The 19,041-nt window shown below is 61.2% G+C and carries 21 protein-coding genes and 1 pseudogene; 2 read left to right on the plus strand and 20 right to left on the minus strand.

The window, feature by feature from the left end; translation table 11 throughout:
- Positions 1-70: 70 nt before the first annotated feature.
- From FHP89_RS11750 to FHP89_RS11765, 4 genes and pseudogenes are all read right to left on the minus strand, one after another.
- A pseudogene (locus FHP89_RS11750) lies at positions 71-475 on the minus strand (TIGR03750 family conjugal transfer protein); the annotation flags it as partial.
- Between the two features lie 24 nt (positions 476-499).
- The gene (locus FHP89_RS11755; RefSeq protein ID WP_144178858.1) at positions 500-865 is read right to left on the minus strand and encodes a TIGR03745 family integrating conjugative element membrane protein; all 366 of its coding nucleotides are present in this window, start codon (positions 863-865) and stop codon (positions 500-502) included.
- Positions 866-888: 23 nt separating this feature from the next.
- Positions 889-1,128 carry a TIGR03758 family integrating conjugative element protein gene (locus FHP89_RS11760; RefSeq protein ID WP_144178857.1) on the minus strand — a complete coding sequence of 80 codons (240 nt, stop codon included), beginning with the start codon at positions 1,126-1,128 and terminating at the stop codon, positions 889-891.
- Positions 1,125-1,493, minus strand: a complete 369-nt coding sequence (locus tag FHP89_RS11765) for an integrative conjugative element protein, RAQPRD family (RefSeq protein ID WP_144178856.1) — start codon at positions 1,491-1,493, stop codon at positions 1,125-1,127. Before FHP89_RS11765 ends, FHP89_RS11760 begins: the two co-directional genes overlap by 4 nt.
- Before the next feature lie 251 nt (positions 1,494-1,744).
- Here FHP89_RS11765 and FHP89_RS11770 point away from each other — a divergent pair, with 251 nt between their 5' ends.
- Entirely contained in the window at positions 1,745-2,002 is a 258-nt protein-coding gene (locus FHP89_RS11770; protein WP_222105375.1) for a helix-turn-helix domain-containing protein, read from the plus strand.
- Between the two features lie 6 nt (positions 2,003-2,008).
- A complete protein-coding gene (locus tag FHP89_RS11775) occupies positions 2,009-2,554 on the plus strand; it encodes a HipA N-terminal domain-containing protein (protein WP_222105376.1) in 546 nt (181 codons plus the stop codon).
- Here the strand turns inward: FHP89_RS11775 and moaA are convergent.
- The 16 genes from moaA to FHP89_RS11855 form a co-directional block, all read right to left on the minus strand.
- Positions 2,532-3,503 (minus strand): GTP 3',8-cyclase MoaA, encoded by a 972-nt coding sequence (moaA, locus tag FHP89_RS11780; protein ID WP_144178855.1) that lies wholly within the window; start codon positions 3,501-3,503, stop codon positions 2,532-2,534. The genes FHP89_RS11775 and moaA overlap by 23 nt on opposite strands.
- A 31-nt stretch (positions 3,504-3,534) precedes the next feature.
- Complete coding sequence (locus tag FHP89_RS11785) at positions 3,535-4,410, minus strand: ethylbenzene dehydrogenase-related protein (protein ID WP_144178854.1); 876 nt, start codon at positions 4,408-4,410, stop codon at positions 3,535-3,537.
- Positions 4,411-4,459: 49 nt separating this feature from the next.
- On the minus strand, positions 4,460-5,065 hold the full coding sequence (locus FHP89_RS11790) for a NapC/NirT family cytochrome c (protein ID WP_186300348.1): 606 nt from the start codon (positions 5,063-5,065) through the stop codon (positions 4,460-4,462).
- Positions 5,066-5,183: 118 nt separating this feature from the next.
- Positions 5,184-6,023: a chlorite dismutase family protein gene (locus tag FHP89_RS11795; protein WP_144178853.1), complete on the minus strand. Its 840-nt coding sequence runs from the start codon at positions 6,021-6,023 to the stop codon at positions 5,184-5,186.
- A 77-nt stretch (positions 6,024-6,100) separates the two neighbouring features.
- Positions 6,101-6,775, minus strand: a complete 675-nt coding sequence (locus FHP89_RS11800; RefSeq protein ID WP_144178852.1) for a molecular chaperone TorD family protein — start codon at positions 6,773-6,775, stop codon at positions 6,101-6,103.
- A 61-nt stretch (positions 6,776-6,836) separates the two neighbouring features.
- Positions 6,837-7,562, minus strand: coding sequence for a cytochrome c family protein (locus FHP89_RS11805; protein WP_260851578.1), 726 nt, complete (start codon positions 7,560-7,562; stop codon positions 6,837-6,839).
- Between the two features lie 51 nt (positions 7,563-7,613).
- A complete protein-coding gene (locus FHP89_RS11810; protein WP_144178851.1) occupies positions 7,614-8,615 on the minus strand; it encodes a 4Fe-4S dicluster domain-containing protein in 1,002 nt (333 codons plus the stop codon).
- Positions 8,616-8,645: 30 nt separating this feature from the next.
- Positions 8,646-11,435, minus strand: coding sequence for a molybdopterin-dependent oxidoreductase (locus FHP89_RS11815; RefSeq protein WP_144178850.1), 2,790 nt, complete (start codon positions 11,433-11,435; stop codon positions 8,646-8,648).
- A 564-nt stretch (positions 11,436-11,999) separates the two neighbouring features.
- The gene (locus tag FHP89_RS20965) at positions 12,000-12,188 is read right to left on the minus strand and encodes an ATP-binding protein (RefSeq protein WP_186300347.1); all 189 of its coding nucleotides are present in this window, start codon (positions 12,186-12,188) and stop codon (positions 12,000-12,002) included.
- 58 nt (positions 12,189-12,246) lie between these two features.
- The gene (locus FHP89_RS11825; RefSeq protein ID WP_144178849.1) at positions 12,247-13,266 is read right to left on the minus strand and encodes a tyrosine-type recombinase/integrase; all 1,020 of its coding nucleotides are present in this window, start codon (positions 13,264-13,266) and stop codon (positions 12,247-12,249) included.
- Positions 13,263-14,171 carry a tyrosine-type recombinase/integrase gene (locus tag FHP89_RS11830; RefSeq protein WP_144178848.1) on the minus strand — a complete coding sequence of 303 codons (909 nt, stop codon included), beginning with the start codon at positions 14,169-14,171 and terminating at the stop codon, positions 13,263-13,265. The genes FHP89_RS11825 and FHP89_RS11830 overlap by 4 nt, the downstream gene beginning before the upstream one ends.
- Entirely contained in the window at positions 14,165-15,412 is a 1,248-nt protein-coding gene (locus FHP89_RS11835) for a site-specific integrase (protein WP_186300346.1), read from the minus strand. Before FHP89_RS11835 ends, FHP89_RS11830 begins: the two co-directional genes overlap by 7 nt.
- A 175-nt stretch (positions 15,413-15,587) precedes the next feature.
- Positions 15,588-16,190, minus strand: coding sequence for an ATP-binding protein (locus FHP89_RS11840; protein WP_144178846.1), 603 nt, complete (start codon positions 16,188-16,190; stop codon positions 15,588-15,590).
- Complete coding sequence (gene istA, locus FHP89_RS11845) at positions 16,183-17,568, minus strand: IS21 family transposase (protein WP_144178845.1); 1,386 nt, start codon at positions 17,566-17,568, stop codon at positions 16,183-16,185. The genes FHP89_RS11840 and istA overlap by 8 nt, the downstream gene beginning before the upstream one ends.
- Complete coding sequence (locus FHP89_RS11850) at positions 17,474-18,478, minus strand: ParB/RepB/Spo0J family partition protein (RefSeq protein ID WP_144178844.1); 1,005 nt, start codon at positions 18,476-18,478, stop codon at positions 17,474-17,476. Before FHP89_RS11850 ends, istA begins: the two co-directional genes overlap by 95 nt.
- Before the next feature lie 57 nt (positions 18,479-18,535).
- Positions 18,536-18,976: a hypothetical protein gene (locus FHP89_RS11855; protein ID WP_144178843.1), complete on the minus strand. Its 441-nt coding sequence runs from the start codon at positions 18,974-18,976 to the stop codon at positions 18,536-18,538.
- Positions 18,977-19,041 lie beyond the last annotated feature (65 nt).

The following is a 19,041-nucleotide window of genomic DNA, read 5'->3' on the forward strand; positions in this document are numbered from 1 at the left end:
GCACTGCGTGCTCCGGGGCTCGCGCGTGGGAACGGCCCGGCGCGCTCAATGAACCACCCTCCACTCGGGCGGCTGCGGCGGAACGCTGGCGCTGGGTGCTCCACCAGCCCGAGCGGGTGATGAGCTCGCATCCCCCCGCGTAGGCCGCCAGTGAGGGGTAGCGCAGTGCGAGCCGCCACTGGAGCTGGCGGTAGAGCCAGGTGTCGGGGCGGCCGCGCTTTTGTCGGCGCAGGAAGCCGCCGCCCACGAAAACACCCATCCCGATGCCCGCGACGATCAGCGTGGGCACCATGGCAATACTGTGCGTCAGCCAGGCCAAGGGCATCCCAGCCGAGAACCCGGCCACCGCCGACAGGCCGGAACAGATCCACAATTCGTCCGCCGTCAGCCCACGCACAACCACCGGGTGTCGGTTCAGGCGATGCGGCAAGAAAGTCACGAGCCCGTCGCGCGGACTCTCCCGCGGACTGTCCATAACGCCGGCCATCGGTCCCGGCCCTTACAGCACGCCAGTGGCCTTGGTCAGCAGCCAGATGCCGACGACCAGCAAGATCGCGCCCACGGCCACCGTCAGGCCGAACTGGCCCCAGGTGGCGCGGCCGGTGTGGATCTCCGAGTAGCGCGTGTAGGCGTGGTAGCACACGCCGACGAACATCGAAGCGACCACGAGCAGCGCGATCAGCAGCACGATGTCGTAGCCGTGGTTCTGCAGCGTCTGCATGATGCCGCTGCCCGCGCCGCGCGACGGGTTTTCCAGGGTGGGGAGTGCAGCCCAGGCGGCCAGCGGCGTTGCCGCGAGGCCCAGTGGGGCGAGCACGGCTGCGAGGCGGTGAACAGTGCGACGGGGAAGCGAGGAAGCGTTCATGGCGATACACCTTTTCGTGGTGGTCAGGACAGGAGGAAGTAAGTCAGCACCAGGTACATCGCGACGAAGCGCACGACGACGCCCAGGAACTGGCGCTGGGTCAGTCGGTTCTCGGCCCAACCGACATAGGCGGTACGCATCGCCCACACGCCCCACAGCAGGAGGACAGCGAAGACGAAACTGAGTACGACGACGGAAACGGTCGCAGGCGTGAAGCCGCCGTTGGCCTGAAAGGCGGCGACCTGATTGGCAGACGGTGTCATGGCGTGGACTCCTCCCGCTCGTTACGGCGCACGTAATCACCGGTCAGCGGGATCGGGTCGCGTGGTTGGGCGCGTTGCGGGACGAGGTAGTCGTGCAGGCCGGTACGTACGCGCCGCAGATCGGCGCGCAGCCGGGTGTAGTCGAAGTGGTAGCGGGCGCGTTCCTGCGGCGCTGTGCTGGCCTCGTGCTCGGCCAGTCGGTCGATCAGGTCGAGCTGGCGTGCGAGCGCGGCGAGTTGCTCGCGCTCCAGAGCATCGCCAGCTGCATAAGCAGGCTGCAGGGCCGAGAGTGACACGGCCAGCGCCCAAGGCAACACGGCCATCGAGCGTGGCCACGCATAGGTGCTGCGCCAAGTCTGTCTCATCGTGCCATTCCCAGCTAAAGCGAATGGCGTTGATACTGCGGCGGGGGATTAACGTGCGCTGCAGTGAATGGGAACCGAAGGGTGACCGGATTGATGCCGACTGTGCGGTCTTGGCTCGTTGTGAAGGCTCGGTACTTTGCCGGCTTACCCGAGCCGGCAAAGGGACTGCCGCGGGACGGCCGCTTGAGTTTATGTGTCCCAAGGGCTACATTAATAGTCATAGAAGGCCAATTTGATGCCTGAGGGCTACAGTGACAACACTATCCGATGTTGCCGAGATGCTCAGAAGTGCTCGCCGCGAAACGGGATTGAGCCAGGATGAACTTGCCCAGCAGGCGGGCGTTGCGCGCACGACCGTGACGCGGATGGAGAACCTGGCCAAGGGTGACATGAGCGTGTCCGCGCTGGTGCGCTTGCTTGAGGCCGCTGGCTACGACCTGAAGCTGGTGAAGCCTGGGCACGCACGCACGCACGGTCGAGGACATCCTTGCCGAGCAGCGCCGAGGTGATTCCGCATGAAGCTCGATGTTCAAGTCAGCGGCAAGACCGTCGCCCAGCGCTACCGTGAGCGCGACGAGTACGTCTTGAAGTATCAGACTGACACCGATCCGGCCGATTTCGTCAGCCTGACCATGCCGGTGCGTGATGAAACTTGGCGTTGGCCGCGTGACCTGCACCCGTTCTTCCGCCAGAACTTGCCCGAGGGCTATCTACTGAACATCATCCGCGAAGAGTTCGGGCCTTTGCTCGACGGCACGGATCTGTCCTTGCTGGCGGTCGTAGGGGCCTCCGGTATCGGCCGCGTCACGATGACGCCCGAAGGTGGCAAGCCCGGCGTCGAGATGGAGCCCCTGCAGATCAACGACCTGCTGACGGCGGACAACACTGCTGGCCTTCACCCCAAAATCGTAGGGCTTACGCGCTGGCGCTCGTTCTTCACCGCGGTTCGTTCGCGCGGATCTGCCGCCCTGCATCCTACGGTTCGATTGGCGTCGCGACCGGGGTCACCGGGTGAGTTTTGCAGGGCCGACTACTTCTTTATCCGCCCGTCGAGGACATGAACCGGACAACCCGCTCCGGACGCTCCCGGAATTCGTGACGGGCTGGCTTGGCCTGCAGCGCGGCCCGAAAACGCGCCGCGATCTGTTCGTCGTCGCAGCCCGAGCGCAGCAGCTCGCGGAAATCCACCGCGTCCTCCTGGCCGAGACAAAGGTAGAGCATGCCCTCGACGCTCAGACGGACCCGATTGCAGGTCTCGCAAAAGTGTTGGGAAATGGGGGTGATGAAGCCTAGCCGATGGCAGCCATCGGGCGACATCAGGTAACGCGCCGGACCGCCGCCCGGCACCATCCCGTCGACGAGGCCGAAGCGGGAGCGCAAGCGCTCCCGAAGGGGGCGCAGGTCCACATAGCCGGCGCGCCTGCCTGTATCGCCAACCGGCATCATTTCAATGAACCTCAAGACGAATCCCCGGGCGCCGCAGTACTCGACCATGGCGTCAATGTCCCCATCGCGCACTTCCGGCAGGACTACCATGTTGATCTTGATGACCTGGAAGCTCTGTGCCCGCGCCGCTTCCAGTCCGTCCAGGATCTGGGGCAGAACGTCGCGGCCGGTGATCTTGTGCACGCGTTCAGGATCGAGGGAGTCGAGGCTCACGTTCAATCGCGTGACGCCGGCGGCTCGAAGCGCGGCCGCATTTTGCTTGAGCCGCGTGCCGTTGGTCGACAAGGAGAGGTCCTCCACGCCAGGTAGTCGGGCCAGCCGCTGGGCAAGTTCAGGGAGGTTGCGCCTCAGCAGGGGTTCGCCGCCGGTCATCCGGATGCGCTTCACCCCCAATCCCGCGAGCACCGCCACGAGACGTTCCAGTTCGTCGAAATTAAGCCAATTCCCGGGTTCCTCGTAGTCCTTGAACCCGGGCGGCATGCAGTAGGAGCAACGCAGGTCGCAACGGTCCGTCACCGACAAACGAAGGTATTCGACGCGACGCCCCAATCCATCTTCCAACATTTGCACCTCCCTTACCACCCCGTCCGGCACCTCAGAACTTCATCGCAGTGAGGTCGGCCGCGGTGTCGATGCCGAGCTTGTAGCCGAGCGAAACCTGGTGGAAGCGACCGGCGGCGTTGTCGTCGTGGATCGCGAAGCCAAAGTTGTAAGCCTTGCCTGCCTCGAGCTTGACGTCACCGTCGCCGCCCGTGAACTTGCGCGCAAAGACCACCGACCAGCTGTCGCCATCCAGTTTGCCGTCCGCACTGACCAGCGCCTTGCCGCCTTCCACCACCCGGGTATCGGCCACATGACCGTCGAAGCCCTTCTTCTCGCCACTGCGCCACTGGACCAGATCGTAGAAGCGGCCCTCGGCGAGTGAGCCGCCCTTGACGTACTTCTTCTTGGTGTCGGCTGCATTGGGCATGGTGCGCGAGTCGGCATGGCAGCTGGCCCAGCATCCGCTCTGGTCGGCGAGCTCGACCTTGCCGCCGGATTCGAGCATGAACGCGATCTTGACCGGGTTCTTGTCGTCCATCTTGGCGGCGCCCGACGACTTGGGCTGTTTCCAGGTAAAGCGCAGGTACAGCGTGTCGCCGTCGTGCGCAGCCTGGACCTTGACCGGGATCGACGAAGCCTTGCCGGCAATCGGGCTGGGTTCGATCTTCTGCCCGCTCGCCATCTTCTTGCCCATGTCGGCGGTTTCTTCACTGTGACACTCGGCACAGGTTTCGCCCTTCTTCAACCCCCGGGCGCCGCCGTGCTCGGTACCCTTGGTGATCCACTCCAGCGGCGAAACGCCGGGATGGAACAGGGTGATGTTCTTGGCAGCGACCTTGCTCCAGTCCGCCGGCGCGGCGGCGCCGGCGCCACCCGCTCCGAGTACCAGCAATGCGCCAGCCACTGCGCTCATGATCGTCTTGTTCATGTTTGATTCTCCATTTGAAACTCAACCAGCCACAGCGGCTGCGTACCGCTCACTCTTCGTCTGCCTCAGTCATGCCTTCGGGCTTGTGATGCGCAATGCCCTTGTGGCAATCGATGCAGGTCATGTTGTCCTCGCGCGCCGTCTCATGCTGTTTGCGCGCGCGCTGCCTTTGCAGTTCCGAGTTCATGCTCTCCAGACTGTGGCAGTTGCGGCATTCACGCGAGTCGGATACCTTCATCCGTGCCCACTCGTTGCGCGCCAGCTGCAGACGCTTGGCTTCAAACTTTTCCCGGGTGTCGATGGAGCCGGTGATCTTGCCCCACACCTCCCGCGAGGCCTGGACCTTGCGGATCATCTTGTGCGTCCAGTCCTTGGGTACATGGCAATCGGAACACACTGCACGCACCCCGGTACGGTTGCTGTAGTGGATCGTTTCCTTGTATTCCTGATACACGTTGTCTTCCATCTCGTGACACGAAATGCAGAACTTCTCCGTGTTCGTCCATTCCATGACTGTGTTGAAGCCGCCCCAGAACACGATGCCCGAGAAGAAACCGGCCACGAGTAGGGTCAGCAAGGTGTACTTAACACGCGACCGGCGCTGAGGCGAGCCGAGCCGGGCCGGTCCGCTGGAGGGGGATTCCTTGTCAGTCACTTGAGTATCCTGTTTTAGGGGGGCTCCCCCTGTTGCGCGACGAGGTTCCCGCCCGCAAGGGGCGGGGATGTCGCGGTAAATTCACGGCGGAGGGAAAGGCGACACCTAGCCGACCCCCTTACTCGGAAAGTGCCTGTACCACCTTCTCCGGCGAATGGATCGTGCCAAGGGTGGTTGGGTTGCCCCAACGCACGTGATGCTTGTTTTCCTTCACCGAAGCGAGGCCGATCATCAGGTTTTGGAAGGCCTTTAGGTCGTCGGTCTCGAAATAGGTGATGAAATCGATGTCGTCGATCCCTGTGGAGTGGTAAAGCTTGCGCTTGACGTTGACCAGAAAGGCGAGGGTAGGCGCCGTGTGCTCTTCCATGAGTGCGAGGCGCTCGTCAATGCTCATGTTCCACCAGGCCGCGTCCTTTTTGATAGGCACGGAGACCACATAACGCGGCGCGGGGGCTGTGTAGCTAGCCGAGCTCAGACCCTTGTTCAGGTCCGGCGACATGCCCTTGGTGATGTAGTTGAGCGGCTTGGTGATGCCGACCTGGGTTTCCGCGACGTCGGAATGTCGGCCAAGAGTGGTGGCGCGGAACGCGCTCATGAAGGTCTGGGCCTTGTCCAGGTCATAAGCGTGCACTCGGAAGAAGTAGTCGTACTGCGTCTTCAGGCCCCGCGTGAGGTACACGTCCACTAGCACGCTGTTCTTGTGCTCCTCGATGAGTTTGGTCAGTTCCGCGGCAGCGCCCTGGCGCTCGGCGGCCGGTGCCTTGTCCCAGTCCGGCCGCAGCTTGAACATGGTAAAAACCCCGAAGACGCCCGGCTCGGCGAGAATCTTCGCTCGCTCAATCGCCGTTGGTTTCATTGGCTGCTGGGCAGCCGCAGGAATCGCGACCATTGTAATGCTCACCCCAACCAATGTAGCGATGAGGCCCAGTCGAAGGTCTGTGAATGAAATCTTGCGCATGGCTATCTCCCTTGAAAAATCTAAAATCACTCTGAAATTTGGAATACGGTCGCAGGTACGCCCGTGTTCCGCTGAAATTACGAAACTATTTCCTGCCGCACCTGCTCCAGATGAGCTGCTACGAAGCGTTCGGTCAACTCTGCCAGACCGACGAAAAATGGCGTTGTCACTTTGGCCGCGATGTCGGCATGCATCAAGGGCGCCCAGGCTGCGAGATGGCGCTCGAGGAAATCACGCTGCGCCAACTGATATGCTGCGGCCGAAAGCCCTTCTGTCTCAGCCTGCCACTGCTTGGCGGACAGGAAATGCATGAATTCGAGCTCTGCGGTCAGCGTGTCTTCGAGTTCATTGGCTGCGGTCTCCATCTGCAATCCAAAATTCCGATAGAATCCCTTGAGTTCCAGAAGCAGGGCCGGGCGGTTGCTTTGATAAGCATGCACTCCCTCGTTGAGCGCCGCACTGGGTGTCGGCATATTTGTTTCGAAGGAGCTGAGGAAAAGCGCTTCGAACTCCTCGTAAGAGCACGTCAACTGCAGGCGCGGAGCGATGTGCTCACGGAACTCCTCAGCCAGATCGGGGGTGCAGACATCCAGCGCCAGTTGCAACTCGGCTACAAAACTCCCGTCGGAAAACCTGTTGTGACTGTCGTGATCTGGAAATCCCAGTCCGCTCGCGATCAGGGCGTATACCCGACTTCGGCATAATGATCTCTTGAACCCTTCGACTACTGCTTCATCAGCAACGCTGTTCATGACATTCCTCAATTCTTGATATGTTCAAAACCTCTGAATAAGAGCTTGGGCAAGCTCGGAACTATTCCGGTTCGGGGGCGTCTTCTTGGAGCTTTGACCGGACGTCCGGAACCGGATCGCCCTTAAATACGCCGCGCAGTTTAAAGTGGGTATGAACCGGATTCTTCGGACCAGTTGTCATCACCGACTTTTGGTAGTCAAACTGGTATTTTGCATCGACGGAAGGGTGATACGGTGTGTACGGCGGCTTTGCCTCATGTTCCGTGGATCCCTCGTAATTGAGGTGGCATCGGGCGCAGCTCTTTTCCATATCAAAGACCTGTCCGGCATCAGCCAGCGGCTTGCGTTCGCTGGTCTCAAACATTGTCTTCAATCGGTCCTCTGCATCGGCGTGAAGCGACCGATAGTTTCCGCCAGCGCCATGGCAGGATTCGCAGGTGACGCCCACCACCCTCTTCATGTCATCTGGGGAAGCTCCCGGCACGAATCCCCCAGGCTCACCATAGCCGGTTACATGACAACTCACGCAGTTTTCATCCTGCGTATAGTCTTTGTCAGGGTCCAATTTGGCCTTGGTTTTTGCTTCTTTTTTCGTGCCGGGTCTCAGTGCATCGAAGGCCTTAGCATGGGCGGTCGTACTCCAAGATTCCCGTTGATCGTAGTGACACTTGCCGCATGCGTTAAAACCGATGTACTCCGCTTGTTGAGCAAGGGCAGTGCCTGGAGCCATTACCGCAAATAACAGGGTTATAAAAGCTATTGATTTCCGCATGAAATAACGATCCATCAAGTGTGTGGAAGTAGAGCGCAGCTTTGCAGCTGCTCTTCGCGGTGCAAGTTAAGTCATTGGAGAAATCATCATGTCGGCGGATCGCCGACCGATAAGCACATCCATCAGTTCCGATTCTTTTCCTTCCATCTTCTTCATACGCTCAGCTTGCAAAATATTCATCACATCGCGTACCTGTTTGCCGAATAGTTCTTCAAGCTGTGCCAACGGGATTTTCGGATCCGCCGACATTGTTCCATCCGGTAGTTCCATCTTCGGCCCGAGCACCGGCGGTATGTAAAATACGTTGGGCTCTGTGCCGAACTCCGGGTGCAACGGCAAGGCCACCTTGTACTGCTTAACCAATTTGTATACCGAGCTATTGGTGTCGTCGATGAATCCGACATGCATGGCGCGCCCTACGCATTGGGCAACGCATGCTGGCGCAACGCCTTTTTCAATCCGCGGAAAGCAGCCGATGCATTTGTTTGACTTATTGGTCAATGGATTGAAATACGGTTTAGCGTAGGGGCAGGACTGGACACAGGCTTGTGTGCCTTTGCACTTGTCCAGATGTATCACGACGATGCCGTCTTCTTCCCGCTTATAAATGGCGTCGTTCGGGCAAGCTTCAAGACAGGCCGGCTTGGTGCAGTGGTTGCACATGCGCGGCAGGTAGAAGTACGAGTTGTTGGGATAGTCCCCGTCGCCCTGATCCTCATCCCAATTGGGTCCTGAGCGAGGTGTTGGGCTCGGACGTACTCGCCCTTTCTTACCTTCAAAGAGACGCCCGTTATAGTCGAACTCGAACGGAATTCCATAGTCGATCATCGGAGGCAACTTTCCCACCTGGACTTCTCCGTCCTTGTAACCGCCGCCTTTGGTTTGCCAGTTTCTGGGGTAACCGAGACCAGGCGAGGTTTCAACATTTCGCCAGTACATGTACTCCTGGCCCGGACCGGTGGTCCACAGGTTCTTGCATGCGACGGTACAGGTCTGGCAACCGATGCACTTGTTCAAGTCAGTTACGTACGTCAGTTGTCGTTTGGGCGCTTTCATCACTTTTGCCATGACATATGCTCCTATTCTGTTAATCTGCGATTATGACTCAAGCGCGAGGGGTGTTGCCCCGAGGTAACGCTTCACCTCCACTCGCGTGTCGCGTTGACTTCCGCCCGGTCCGTAATAGTTAGGCCGAAAAACGAGATGCCCATAGTTGCCGACAAGGTGGGTTGGGGTGATGCGAATAGGTACAACGCTCTGAGAAGAACCTTCGATGAGATCCATGTACAGCTCGGGGGTATGCCACATCGTGACCCGGCCATTCTGCTCACCCTTCTTGACCTTGACGCGGACGATCACCTTGCCGTGGTTGTTCCACACTTCGACCCAGTCGTTGTCGTTGATGCCGCGTTCCTGCGCATCGGCTGGCGACATCTCGATCGACGGGCCGCCGCGCTGCAGCCGCAGCAACAAGATGTTGTCCTTGAACGTCGAGTGAATCGCGTGGCGGCTATGCGGCGAATTGAATCTGAGTGGGTATTTGTCGGCATCTATCGGCGCCTTATAGGTCGGCAGCTCGACCCCAAGATCAAAGAAGGTGTCATGATCCAAATAGAACTGTTGCCGTCCGGTCAGTGTCGGCCATGGTTTTTTGTCGTCGATGTGGTTCTTAAACGGCGTGTAAGGCACGCCATCTTCCATGGGTGAAGTCCAGTTCGACTTGAAGCGCTGTGGTTTTTCGCGCAGCATGTCGAGGGTAATTCCTTTGGTTTGGGGCGCGCTGTCCAGGAGATACTGGGCTGCTGCCTCGTCCTGCTCTAGCTTCCCATTCATGGTCATCTGGTTCCACAGATTGGAAAGATCGCGCACCCACTTGAACTTCTCGTCATTGAATCTTTCGAAATTTTTTCGTTTCGCCGCCATCTCTACGCGTTTGGCAAGTGCAAGGAAAATCTGCCAATCGGTCTTCGATTCCCACATCGGCTCAATGGCCGGCTCAGTCATGTTGATATAGGTATGCTCTCCAGTTACGTTCAGATCCAGCTTTTCATACCAGTGTGCCGATGGAAGAACAACGTCGGAGTACAGCGCGGTCGAATCCATTCGGATATTCACGTCCACGATCAGCTCCAGCTTCGGCCAGAGATTTCGCAGCACGTGCTGCTGACCTTTTGCTTGATTCAGGAAGTTGCCGCGATATACAAAAAAGACCTTCGGATCACGGAAATTTTCGGGAAGATTGGGCATCTGGCCCGTAGCAAATGCATGGCGGAGGTATTTCCCTGTATTAATGCCTTCGTGGACCATCTCATCATTGATTTCGCCATGGAGGTAGGTCCAGATGGTGGTCTGACAGAATCGTTGCTTACCCGGCCCCTCCGGGAAGGACAATGCCACGACACCGGGCACGAAGACTGGTTTCCACTGGCCAATGTAGTGATTCATGCCCCCGCCATTTTTCCCCTCGTTGTTGGTCAGCGCTGTGAGCAAGTGCATGGCGCGCAACAGTACGTCACTGTAGTACCAATGCTGAGTGCCGCCGCCGCAGATAATCATCGCCGGCTTGGCGGTGGCGTATTCCCGTGCCAGTTCGACGATGGCAGCGGCAGGTATGCCGGTGATTTCTGCCATCTTCTTGGGGCTGTTGTCCGCCATGACGCGCGATTTGAGAATTTCGAATACCGGCCGGACTTCGACGGTTTTGCCATCGAGCAGTTGGATCTTGAACTTGCCTTCGAGAGCAGGATCTAGATCGCCCAGTGCGATGTAACCTTTGGGAAAGGTGTTGGTATTTCGTCCCATGAACCCAATGGGCCGCGCCTTCTCTTCCGGCTGATCGCCCCAACATCCCTTCGCAATCGCTGCCTTGCCCGTTTTGCTGTCCCACAAGTAGAACTTGTCTTTCGATCCATCGGCAACGACATCCGCTTCACGCAAGAAACGCTTGTTGTCGGCACGTACCAGATAGGGAAGATCGGTCTGCTCTTTTAGGCTATGCGCGTCATAGAGGTTTTCCTTGATGATAGTGTACGCCATCCCCATGGCAAGCGCACTGTCAGTGCCGGACTTTGGATGAATCCATTTGTCGGCCTTGATTCCCGAGCTATTGTATTCCGGTGCAATGCTGACGACCTTCGCACCGTTCAATTGCGCTTCGGAAAGGAAGTGAGCGTCCGGAATGCGTGTCTGAGCCGGATTCGAGCCCCACAGGATAATGTATTTCGAATTGAACCAATCCGCGGTCTCGGCCGTGTCGCCCTGATAACCGGAGGTCTGGGTCTGCCCGGTGGGGTGATCACCATACCAGTCGAAAAAGGTGTGGGCGTGGGCGCCGATGTAGTGCGCGAAGCGATGTCCGGCCGCAAACGACACCGGAGACACTGCCGGCACCGGCGAGTACACACTGATGCAATCCGGCGCATGATTCTTAATCGTATCGACAACCTTGTCCGCGATCAGGTCTAAGGCCTCATCCCAGCTGGCACGCCGCCACTTGCCTTCGCCGCGCTCACCGACACGGATTAAGGGGTACTTGATCCGATGTGGGCCATACATGTAGTCGTGGCCGCACTCACCCTTGTTGCAGCCACGCGGGTTGTACTCTGGTATGTTTGGCATCGGCATTATGTCTTTGGACTGCTCTTCGCGCATGACCACGCCATCTTTCGTATAGACGAAATGAGGGCATGCCCCGGTACAGTTGACGAGATGAGCGCCGCGCGTCTTTTTGTCCCAAGTCCATTCCGCCCGGTGGAAGTTCTCCCAACCCGAGTATTCAAATTTACCGCTAAGATCCATGGTGGCAGCAAGAGTCTTGAAACTAAGAGTACTGCCCACGAAAGTTGCACTGGCGGCCGCTAAAAAGCGTCTGCGAGTCATCTGAACCATTGCTATTCTCCCTATTTGCTGTTTGACCGGATGTAACGGGGCATTTGAAGCACTATTCCTGAACGGCTGGTGCGGTTCGCTCCTGGATCTATCTCGCAACAAACGTGCCACCTTGGAGTATTCTGGTAATGCCCAGGCAAAGCCCCTTTTATGTACAGGGTCTGAGTCGCCCGGTTCGATCAATTACCTCAGAGAAGTTAGCGTTTCGTTCAATCGGGCGAATATAAGTGAACGTTTCGATAAATTGAATGAGTTCGGTCACGAGATTTGGCGTGCCGATTTTGCCTCAACGCTCACCGAAACTGACCCATTTATGCTCATGAGAACGGACCCAGGAAGTGCGCGCGGTGTTCTGCTGCCAGGAAAGGGGTCAAGGGGACCGTGGAATAAATGCGGCGGTTTCATCGCCGCGTTTATGCCGCGAAAGCCCCTTGACGCCTTGGATGGCAGATACGCTCGCGGCAGCGCCGGGGATGGGGTTTTTCCATCCCCGGCGCCTGCCTCACGGCGAGTGCGGGGTCTGGGGCGGCGCCCCAGGGTTTGCGAAGGGGAGGATGCGGCCGGTTATGTGGAGGCTGCGCTCGGGAGGTGCGCCGATTTGGACGCGCGCTTGATCGGCGGCGAGTGCGGCGCTGGCGTTCGGAGCGAGGGGCCGTCGATGCGAATGGTGATGCAGCGGTGCTGGAGCCGGTCGAGCAAGGCATCGACGAGTGGCTTGTTGGCGAACAGGTCGTACCAGGCGGTCGGTTCCAAATTTAATGCACTGTCCAGTTTTATGCGGAGCCCCCTCATCAGAGGCCCCGTCGGCGCTTCATCTTGAAGCGTCTTCGCTGCGCATAAGGGAACGCGGATTCAGCGAGGCGATGAGCGCATCGGTGGCCTTGAAGCGCCCTGAGCGGAGCTTCGGCGCAATGATGGACTCAAGTGCTTCCAGTTTCACGGAAGGATCGGCACGGGTGTACATCTCGGTCGTTTGCATGTGGGCGTGCCCGAGCCAGAGAGCGACTTTTCGAAGATCCTTGGTGGCCTGGAGAACCGTCAGCGCGCATGTGTGCCGCAGCACGTGCGGGGAGATGCGCTTTGTTGCCAGCGAGGGGCAACGCTGTTCGGCGATGCGGGCGTGCTTGCGCAGGATGTATTCGAATCCGGAACGCGTCATCGGTTGGCCGCGGGCGTTGAGGAACAACTCCGGCGCCAGGACCGGGCCCCGAACCGCTAACCACGCACGCAGTGCCGAGGTGGTTTGCTTCCACAGGGGCAAACAACGCTCCCTTCGGCCTTTGCCGTGAACGAGAACGCTGGCATTGGGCTGGAGTTTCAGATCGTCGAGGCGAAGTCCGATGAGTTCGGACACGCGCAGCCCGCCGGCGAAGCATAAGTGCAACATGGCGCGGTCGCGGAGGCCATCCCGGTGCTCGGGTGCGGGCGCATCCAGGATGGCCTGCATCTCGTCGACCGTGAGATGCCTGACCAGGCGGGTATCGGCTTTCTTGGTTGGAATCGCCAGAATGCGCCGGATCTGCTCCAGCGCTGAGGGTACGCGATACTCCATGAAATGCATGAACGACTTGATGGCCGCCAACCGGATGTTTCTGGAATTCGCGCCGTTGCCGCGTTCGGTCTCCAAGTGGGTCAGGAAGCCGAGAACCAGTGGCGCATCGATCTGCTCCAGCTGCAACGCGGAGGGCGGGACCTTGAGGCGGTCACTGGCGTATGCGAAGAGCAATTTGAAAGCGTAGGCGTAGGACTCGCAGGTGTGATAGCTGGCGCAGCATTCGACGGGCATACGTTGTTGGAGAAACGTCGTGATGTGGGGGGCGATCGGAGTCATGGCTGTGCTCCCGCGACCCAACTTTCGCAATGCTCGGCGATGTTTCTCATCAACTGTGGCGTTGCTTGCAGATACCAGTAGGTGTCGCTCACCTTGCCATGACCCAGATAGGTCGACAGCGCCAACATGTGCTTGGTGATCCGGTCGCGCCCATCCGGGCAGGTTTCCAAGGCCCTCACTGCAAACGTGTGCCTCAGCGAATGGGGCGTGGGCCGCGGCCGCTGCGGATGGCATGGCAGACCAATCTTCCTCGCGGCGGTGCGGAATGCGTAGTCCACATCCACGAGACGCAACGGCTTTCGTCGCAACGATACGAACACGTGATCGTCGAATGGCGCATAGGGGCGTCGGCGTTCCAGATATTGCTCAAGCCCAACCCGGGCGGTCTCATGCAAGGGAACGAAGCGACTCTTGCGGAATTTGGAATTTCGAATCACCAGCCCATCCGGGGTGATGTCCTCATAGCGCAGGCGGATGGCTTCCGACACGCGAAGCCCGGTGCAGGCCAGCAGCGCAAACAGCGTGCTGTACGTAGATCGACGCAAAGTCCGATAGCCCGACTGGGATGCAGCCTGCACGAGTCGCTCGATGTCGTCCTCGGAAAGGATGTAAGGCACGGGACGTGGCCCCCTTTCACTGCCAAAGATCGGATGGGGCACTTCATGGCGTCGGTCCTCGGCATGCGCGTATCGGGCCAATCGGATGACATCACCGAGCCGGCGGGCGCGCTGTTGGAGCGATCTTGCCGAGCCGGCCCATTGGACGGCGGTTTCCGAGCAGACGTGGTTCTGACCGCACGCCTCCGAGAAGGCGGCGAAACTGCGGAGGAGCTTGCCTTGGCACTTGAGTTCGAAACCACAAGCACGACGCACAGCCAGATACGACTCGACGGCTTGAGCTAGCATGGCCGTGCCCCCGGCCAGGGTTGCGCAATCTGCCCCAGCATCGTGACGTCGACCTTCGCGTAGATCTGCGTGGTGTCGATTGAACGGTGCCGGAGAACGGCGGCGATGTCTTGCAGCGACGCACCGTGCCGCAACATCGAACTCGCCGCGGAGTGGCGAAGGACATGGGCCGCTCCTCGGCTCGGGCATTTGACCCCAGAGCGGAGCATGGCGCGTTCGACGATGACCGAGACCGCACAATGATTAGCGAAGGCACGAAAGGGGGCCCGGGCGCGAACGAACAGGGCGTCCGAATCGGTCCGCGGCCGCCCATCCTGCAAGTAGTCCACCACAGCCTGGCCGACCTCCTGCGTCAGGGGCAGCCGCGTTTCGCGCCGGCTCTTTCCCGTGACCGATAGCCAGGCGCCTTTCCAGTCGATATCTCCCAGACGCAACTGCACGATATCGCCCGCCCGAAGTCCCAGGCGGGCAAGTAACAGCAAGATCGCACGATCCCGCTTCCCGACCGCTGAAGTCGGATCGCACGAGGCGATGACACGCTCGACTTCTTCGGATTGCAGATATCGTGGCAGAGAGGAAAGACGCCAATGCGCCACCGTGGGAACGGCAGCACCCAGTTCGGCGGGACACCTGCCTTCGGCGATCAGGAAGCGCAGGAACATGCGCAGTGCCGTCGTGCAATTCTTGGTTGCTGCCCACCCGCACTTCTGGCTCGTCTCGAGGACAAACTGCCGCACGCACTGCGCATCAAGTCTGCCCGGATCTTCGCCGACGCGTGCCAGCAGATCTCGAAGCGAGCGCTTGTAGTTGTAGAGGGTCGAATCGGCGGTTCCGCGTTGCTGGCGCATCCACTGACAGAATGCGGCGAGCAATACGCAATCATGCGTTTGCGTTTCTGCAAGGCGGGCCACGCTGAGTCCCTCACCCCGAAGAAACCCCAAGAACAAGCGCGCACCACGCAGCAAATCTACCCGGTACGTATGGCCGTACCCTGGGCATCGACACCGACTCAAGTGGCGGCCAAAACGCTGGATGACCTGTTCGTCCACAGGCCCTTCGCCCACACCTTCCTTGTTCGACCAATAGACAAAGTGTTCCGCTTCGCGGATGTGCCGACGCGCTGTAATCCTCGCATAGCCCGCGCGGTACAGCTCTTGAGCAAAACCCTCGATTTGAGGTCCGCTCGGACCGTCGCGAAGGGCTTGAATGCGTAAAGGGGAATCGAACCAGATTGCGAGCATGACGTCCTCCATCGATGAAAGTCATAGGCCGGAGGGCCGTCATGATTATGTGGAGTAGAAAGCCGCGCTGCCCGCTCACAACCCATTGAAACAAGTGCGCTATCGCTGATCCCGATGACCCGCTTGTGCGCATAAAACTGGACAGTGCATTAAATTTGTAATGCGGTGCACCGCATTACAAGTTCGTCGTGATCAGCGTCGAGACGCGCCCGTAGCGCTGATCCATCAGCCGGAAGAAGGCATTCGCTTGCTCGGACTTGAGGGTGAGATAGCCCAGCTCATCGATCAACAACGGTTGGAAGCGGGCGAGTTGCGCGAGCAGTTTCGGTGTCGAGCGGTCGGCGAGCGAGGCGTAGAGCTCGTCGAGCAAGACCTGCGCGTTGTAGAAGCGGGCGGCGTGGCCGTTGAGGCACGCCTCGCGCAAGAGGGCCAGCGCAATGCCGGTCTTGCCGGTGCCCGGCGGGCCAATGAGCAGGATGTTCTCGTTGCGGCGCAGGAAGTCGAGCCCGGCCAGGGCGCGGATCTGGGCGCGATCGACGCCGGGCTGGCGATCGAAGGGGAAGGTCTCGAGCGTCCAGCGCCACGGCAGCTTCGCCTGCGTCAGTCGGTACGCGAGGCTCCTCTCGCGGCGCTGCGCGGCTTCGGCCGCCAGCAAGCGCCCGATGACTTCGGCCGGCGGCGCGCCTTCGCGCTCGGCGCGCGCGAGCTCGACGTCGAGCGCGGCGGCCATGCCGCGCAGCCGCAACTGGGTGAGCTGTTGGTGGAGCGGCTCACGCATCGTCGTCGCGCGCGTTCAACGCAAAGAAGTTGCCGGCGACTTCTTGCAGGATGAGTTTCTCAAGCCGCCCCAGGTCGTACAGCCCGTAGTGCGCCGCCTGGCGCACGGCGGCCAGGAAGGGTTCCCTGGGGTAGGTGCGCTGCAGCTCCAGCAGGCGTCGCAAGGCGCGCGGCGCGCGGCCGTGACCGCGTTGCTTGAGGGCGCGCGCATAGGCCTCCAGTTCGGGACTGTCGGGGCGCAGTTGCGCCTCGATCGCCGGCGTGCGGTTCGCGCGCGTGGGGGTGGGATGGTGCGCGGGATCGGTGCGGCGCGCATCGCGCTGGCCGATCAAGCGCGGATGGGTCGCGACCACGCCATGGCGATGATGGATCTCGACACGGTCCGGATATTTGTAGACCGTCACGCTCGCCCCGACCAGACGCTCGGGGACGGAGTAGCGATTGGCGTCGAGCGACACATAGCCGTTCAGGTCCACCACCCGCTCGAAGAGCTCATAGAGCGGCGGCCACACCGGGGGCAGCGCCTGCAGGTGCGGTTTCTCGAGCACATAGGCGGTCTCGGGGCTCATCCCCAGGGCGCGCTTGGGCCGCGCGTTGGCGACCTCGCGGCACCAGGCGAGCGCCTGGCGGTTCAGATCCTCGAAGTCGGTGAAGCGGCGCCCGGGCAGGAAGTTGGTTTCGACGAAGAAGAAGTTGCGCTCGATCCGCCCCTTGCGATCCGGATGATTGACCCGATGGGCCCGGAATTCGAAGCCCAGCGTGCGGGCGAAGGCCGCCATCTCGGGCGCGATGACGGCGTTGGCGCCGGCGCCGGCGGCGAGCATCACGCTGGTGTTGTCGATCACGCACCGCGCACACGCCCCGTTCATGAAGCGCACCGCCTCGAGCAGGAACTGCTTGGCTTCGAAGCGGGTGTAGTGCGGGTAATACTGGATGAACAGGCGGCGCGAGTAGGCGAGCACGAGGCCGGCGCACTGGGCGGTCACGGTCTTGTCACCGAGCGTGACGCGATGCGGCGAGGTGTCGTGCTGCATCTCTTCGCCTAATCGGAAGTGGTACTCGCCGGCGCGCTCGGGCGCCACGCGCAGCCCCGCCTCGCGCACCCAGCGCGTGAGCGTGCTGTAGGAGACGGTGAGATCGACCTCGGCGGCGAGCAGCTCCCCCATGCGCACGACGTTGCCGTGGGCGCGCTCGAAGGCCGATTTCAGATAGGCCCGCGGCACGCCCGGCGCCGCCGCCTCGGTGGGCGCCGGCCCACGCGCACGCACGATGCGGCGCACGGTATTACGCGACAGCCGCAGGATGCGGCTGATCTCGCGCAGGCTCTTGCCTTGCGCCTGTAGGGTTCGGACCGCATCGCGGATCTGGCTGGGGGTCATGGTCAAGGTTCCTCGCAAGTTCGCCCTGCAGGGCATCGACGGCGATGCGCAGGCGGGTCAGCGCACCCACGAGGGATTCGGGCAGCCCCGCCTGGCGAAGTGGATCCCTGAGGCCCGGCAAGCGCTCACGCAGCCGCTTGATCAGCGCGAGCAGTTGCTGCACCTCGGCCGCACACTGGCCTTCCGGCCCGCGCGCGAGGCGCGTGTCGGCCCACTGCTCGTCCTGGGCACGCAGGCTCTCGATGAACAGGCGCGGGTGGGCCACCATCCGCGCGCGCGCCGCGCGCGGGCTGTTCCGGTAATGCCGGAACCAGGTCTGCAGCTCGCGGGTGGTCAGCGGGCTCGCCGCCAAGGCGTCGAGCAGTTCGGTCGCCTGCGCGCTGTTGGCGCGCGCCAACGGGGCCAGCACCCGCGTCGCCGCCCAGGTCGAGACCGTGCCCTGGCGCACGGCCGCGAGCACGGTCTCGGACAGGCCGCAGACCAGTTCCAGACGCCGGCTGACCCAGCTCACATCGCGACCGCTGCGGCGCGCCACCTCGCGCTCCGAGAGCCCCTGGCCGTGCACGAGTTCCTGCACCAGCAGGGCTTCCTCGATCGCCGCAAAGGGCCGACGGCGCGCTTGCGCGAGCACCAAGAGCAAAGCCTGGGCGAGATCGCATGCCCACGATTCGACCCGCGCGGTGTCGCGTCCGAGCCGGCGCAGCGCCCCCACCCGCCGGTAGCCGTCGACCAGGATCAGTCGGTTGCCATCGGCCTCGGGCACCGCGATGCAGGCAACGAGTTGGCCGCTGTGTTCGATCGAGCGGGCCAGCGCCTCGATCGCCCGCGGTTCGATGAGCCGTGCGTGGGCGAAGCGCAGCTCGAGACGGTGCAGATCGACTTCGCGGGGCTGGGGGGGCGGCGTGTCCATGACCGAAACCCTACCGAGGCGCGCCGCCCATGGCGATCACGTCCTCTCTTTGCAAGATTACCCGGAGGGCGCGCAAGGCCTTGAGACCGTGGTGATTCGAACCATCCACGCGTCCATCTTTGCAAGATCGTCACGCGTGGCCGGGCTCAGCCGGTAAAGCCCTGAGGGCACGGACGTTTCACGCGTCCACACGTCCATCTTTGCAAGCACGCGCTGCGCTCGCCGGGCGTCGCGCGCCGGCTGCAGGCACCGGTTACGCTCGCGGTACGCCGGATGCAAACGCTGGTACTCGCGCCAGTAATCCGGATGCTGCGCGGCCCACGCCGCCTGCGCCCGCGCCTGATTCTCCCGGTAATCGGGATCGGTCTGCCGCCGCGCCTGTTGCCAGCGCCGCCGGCGTTCCCGCTGGCACGCCGACGACGCGCAGTACGTTTGCCCAGGGGTTTGCGGCCGGGGATGGAATAACTTGCCGCAGCCAGCGCACGGTTTGCTCTGCATCGACGGACCTCTGCGGGGGGAATCCTCCCGGGAGCGTCCGACAGCCAGGCGATACAGATCAATCG

The organism is Denitromonas ohlonensis (assembly GCF_007625205.1).
GTDB lineage: Bacteria > Pseudomonadota > Gammaproteobacteria > Burkholderiales > Rhodocyclaceae > Nitrogeniibacter > Nitrogeniibacter ohlonensis.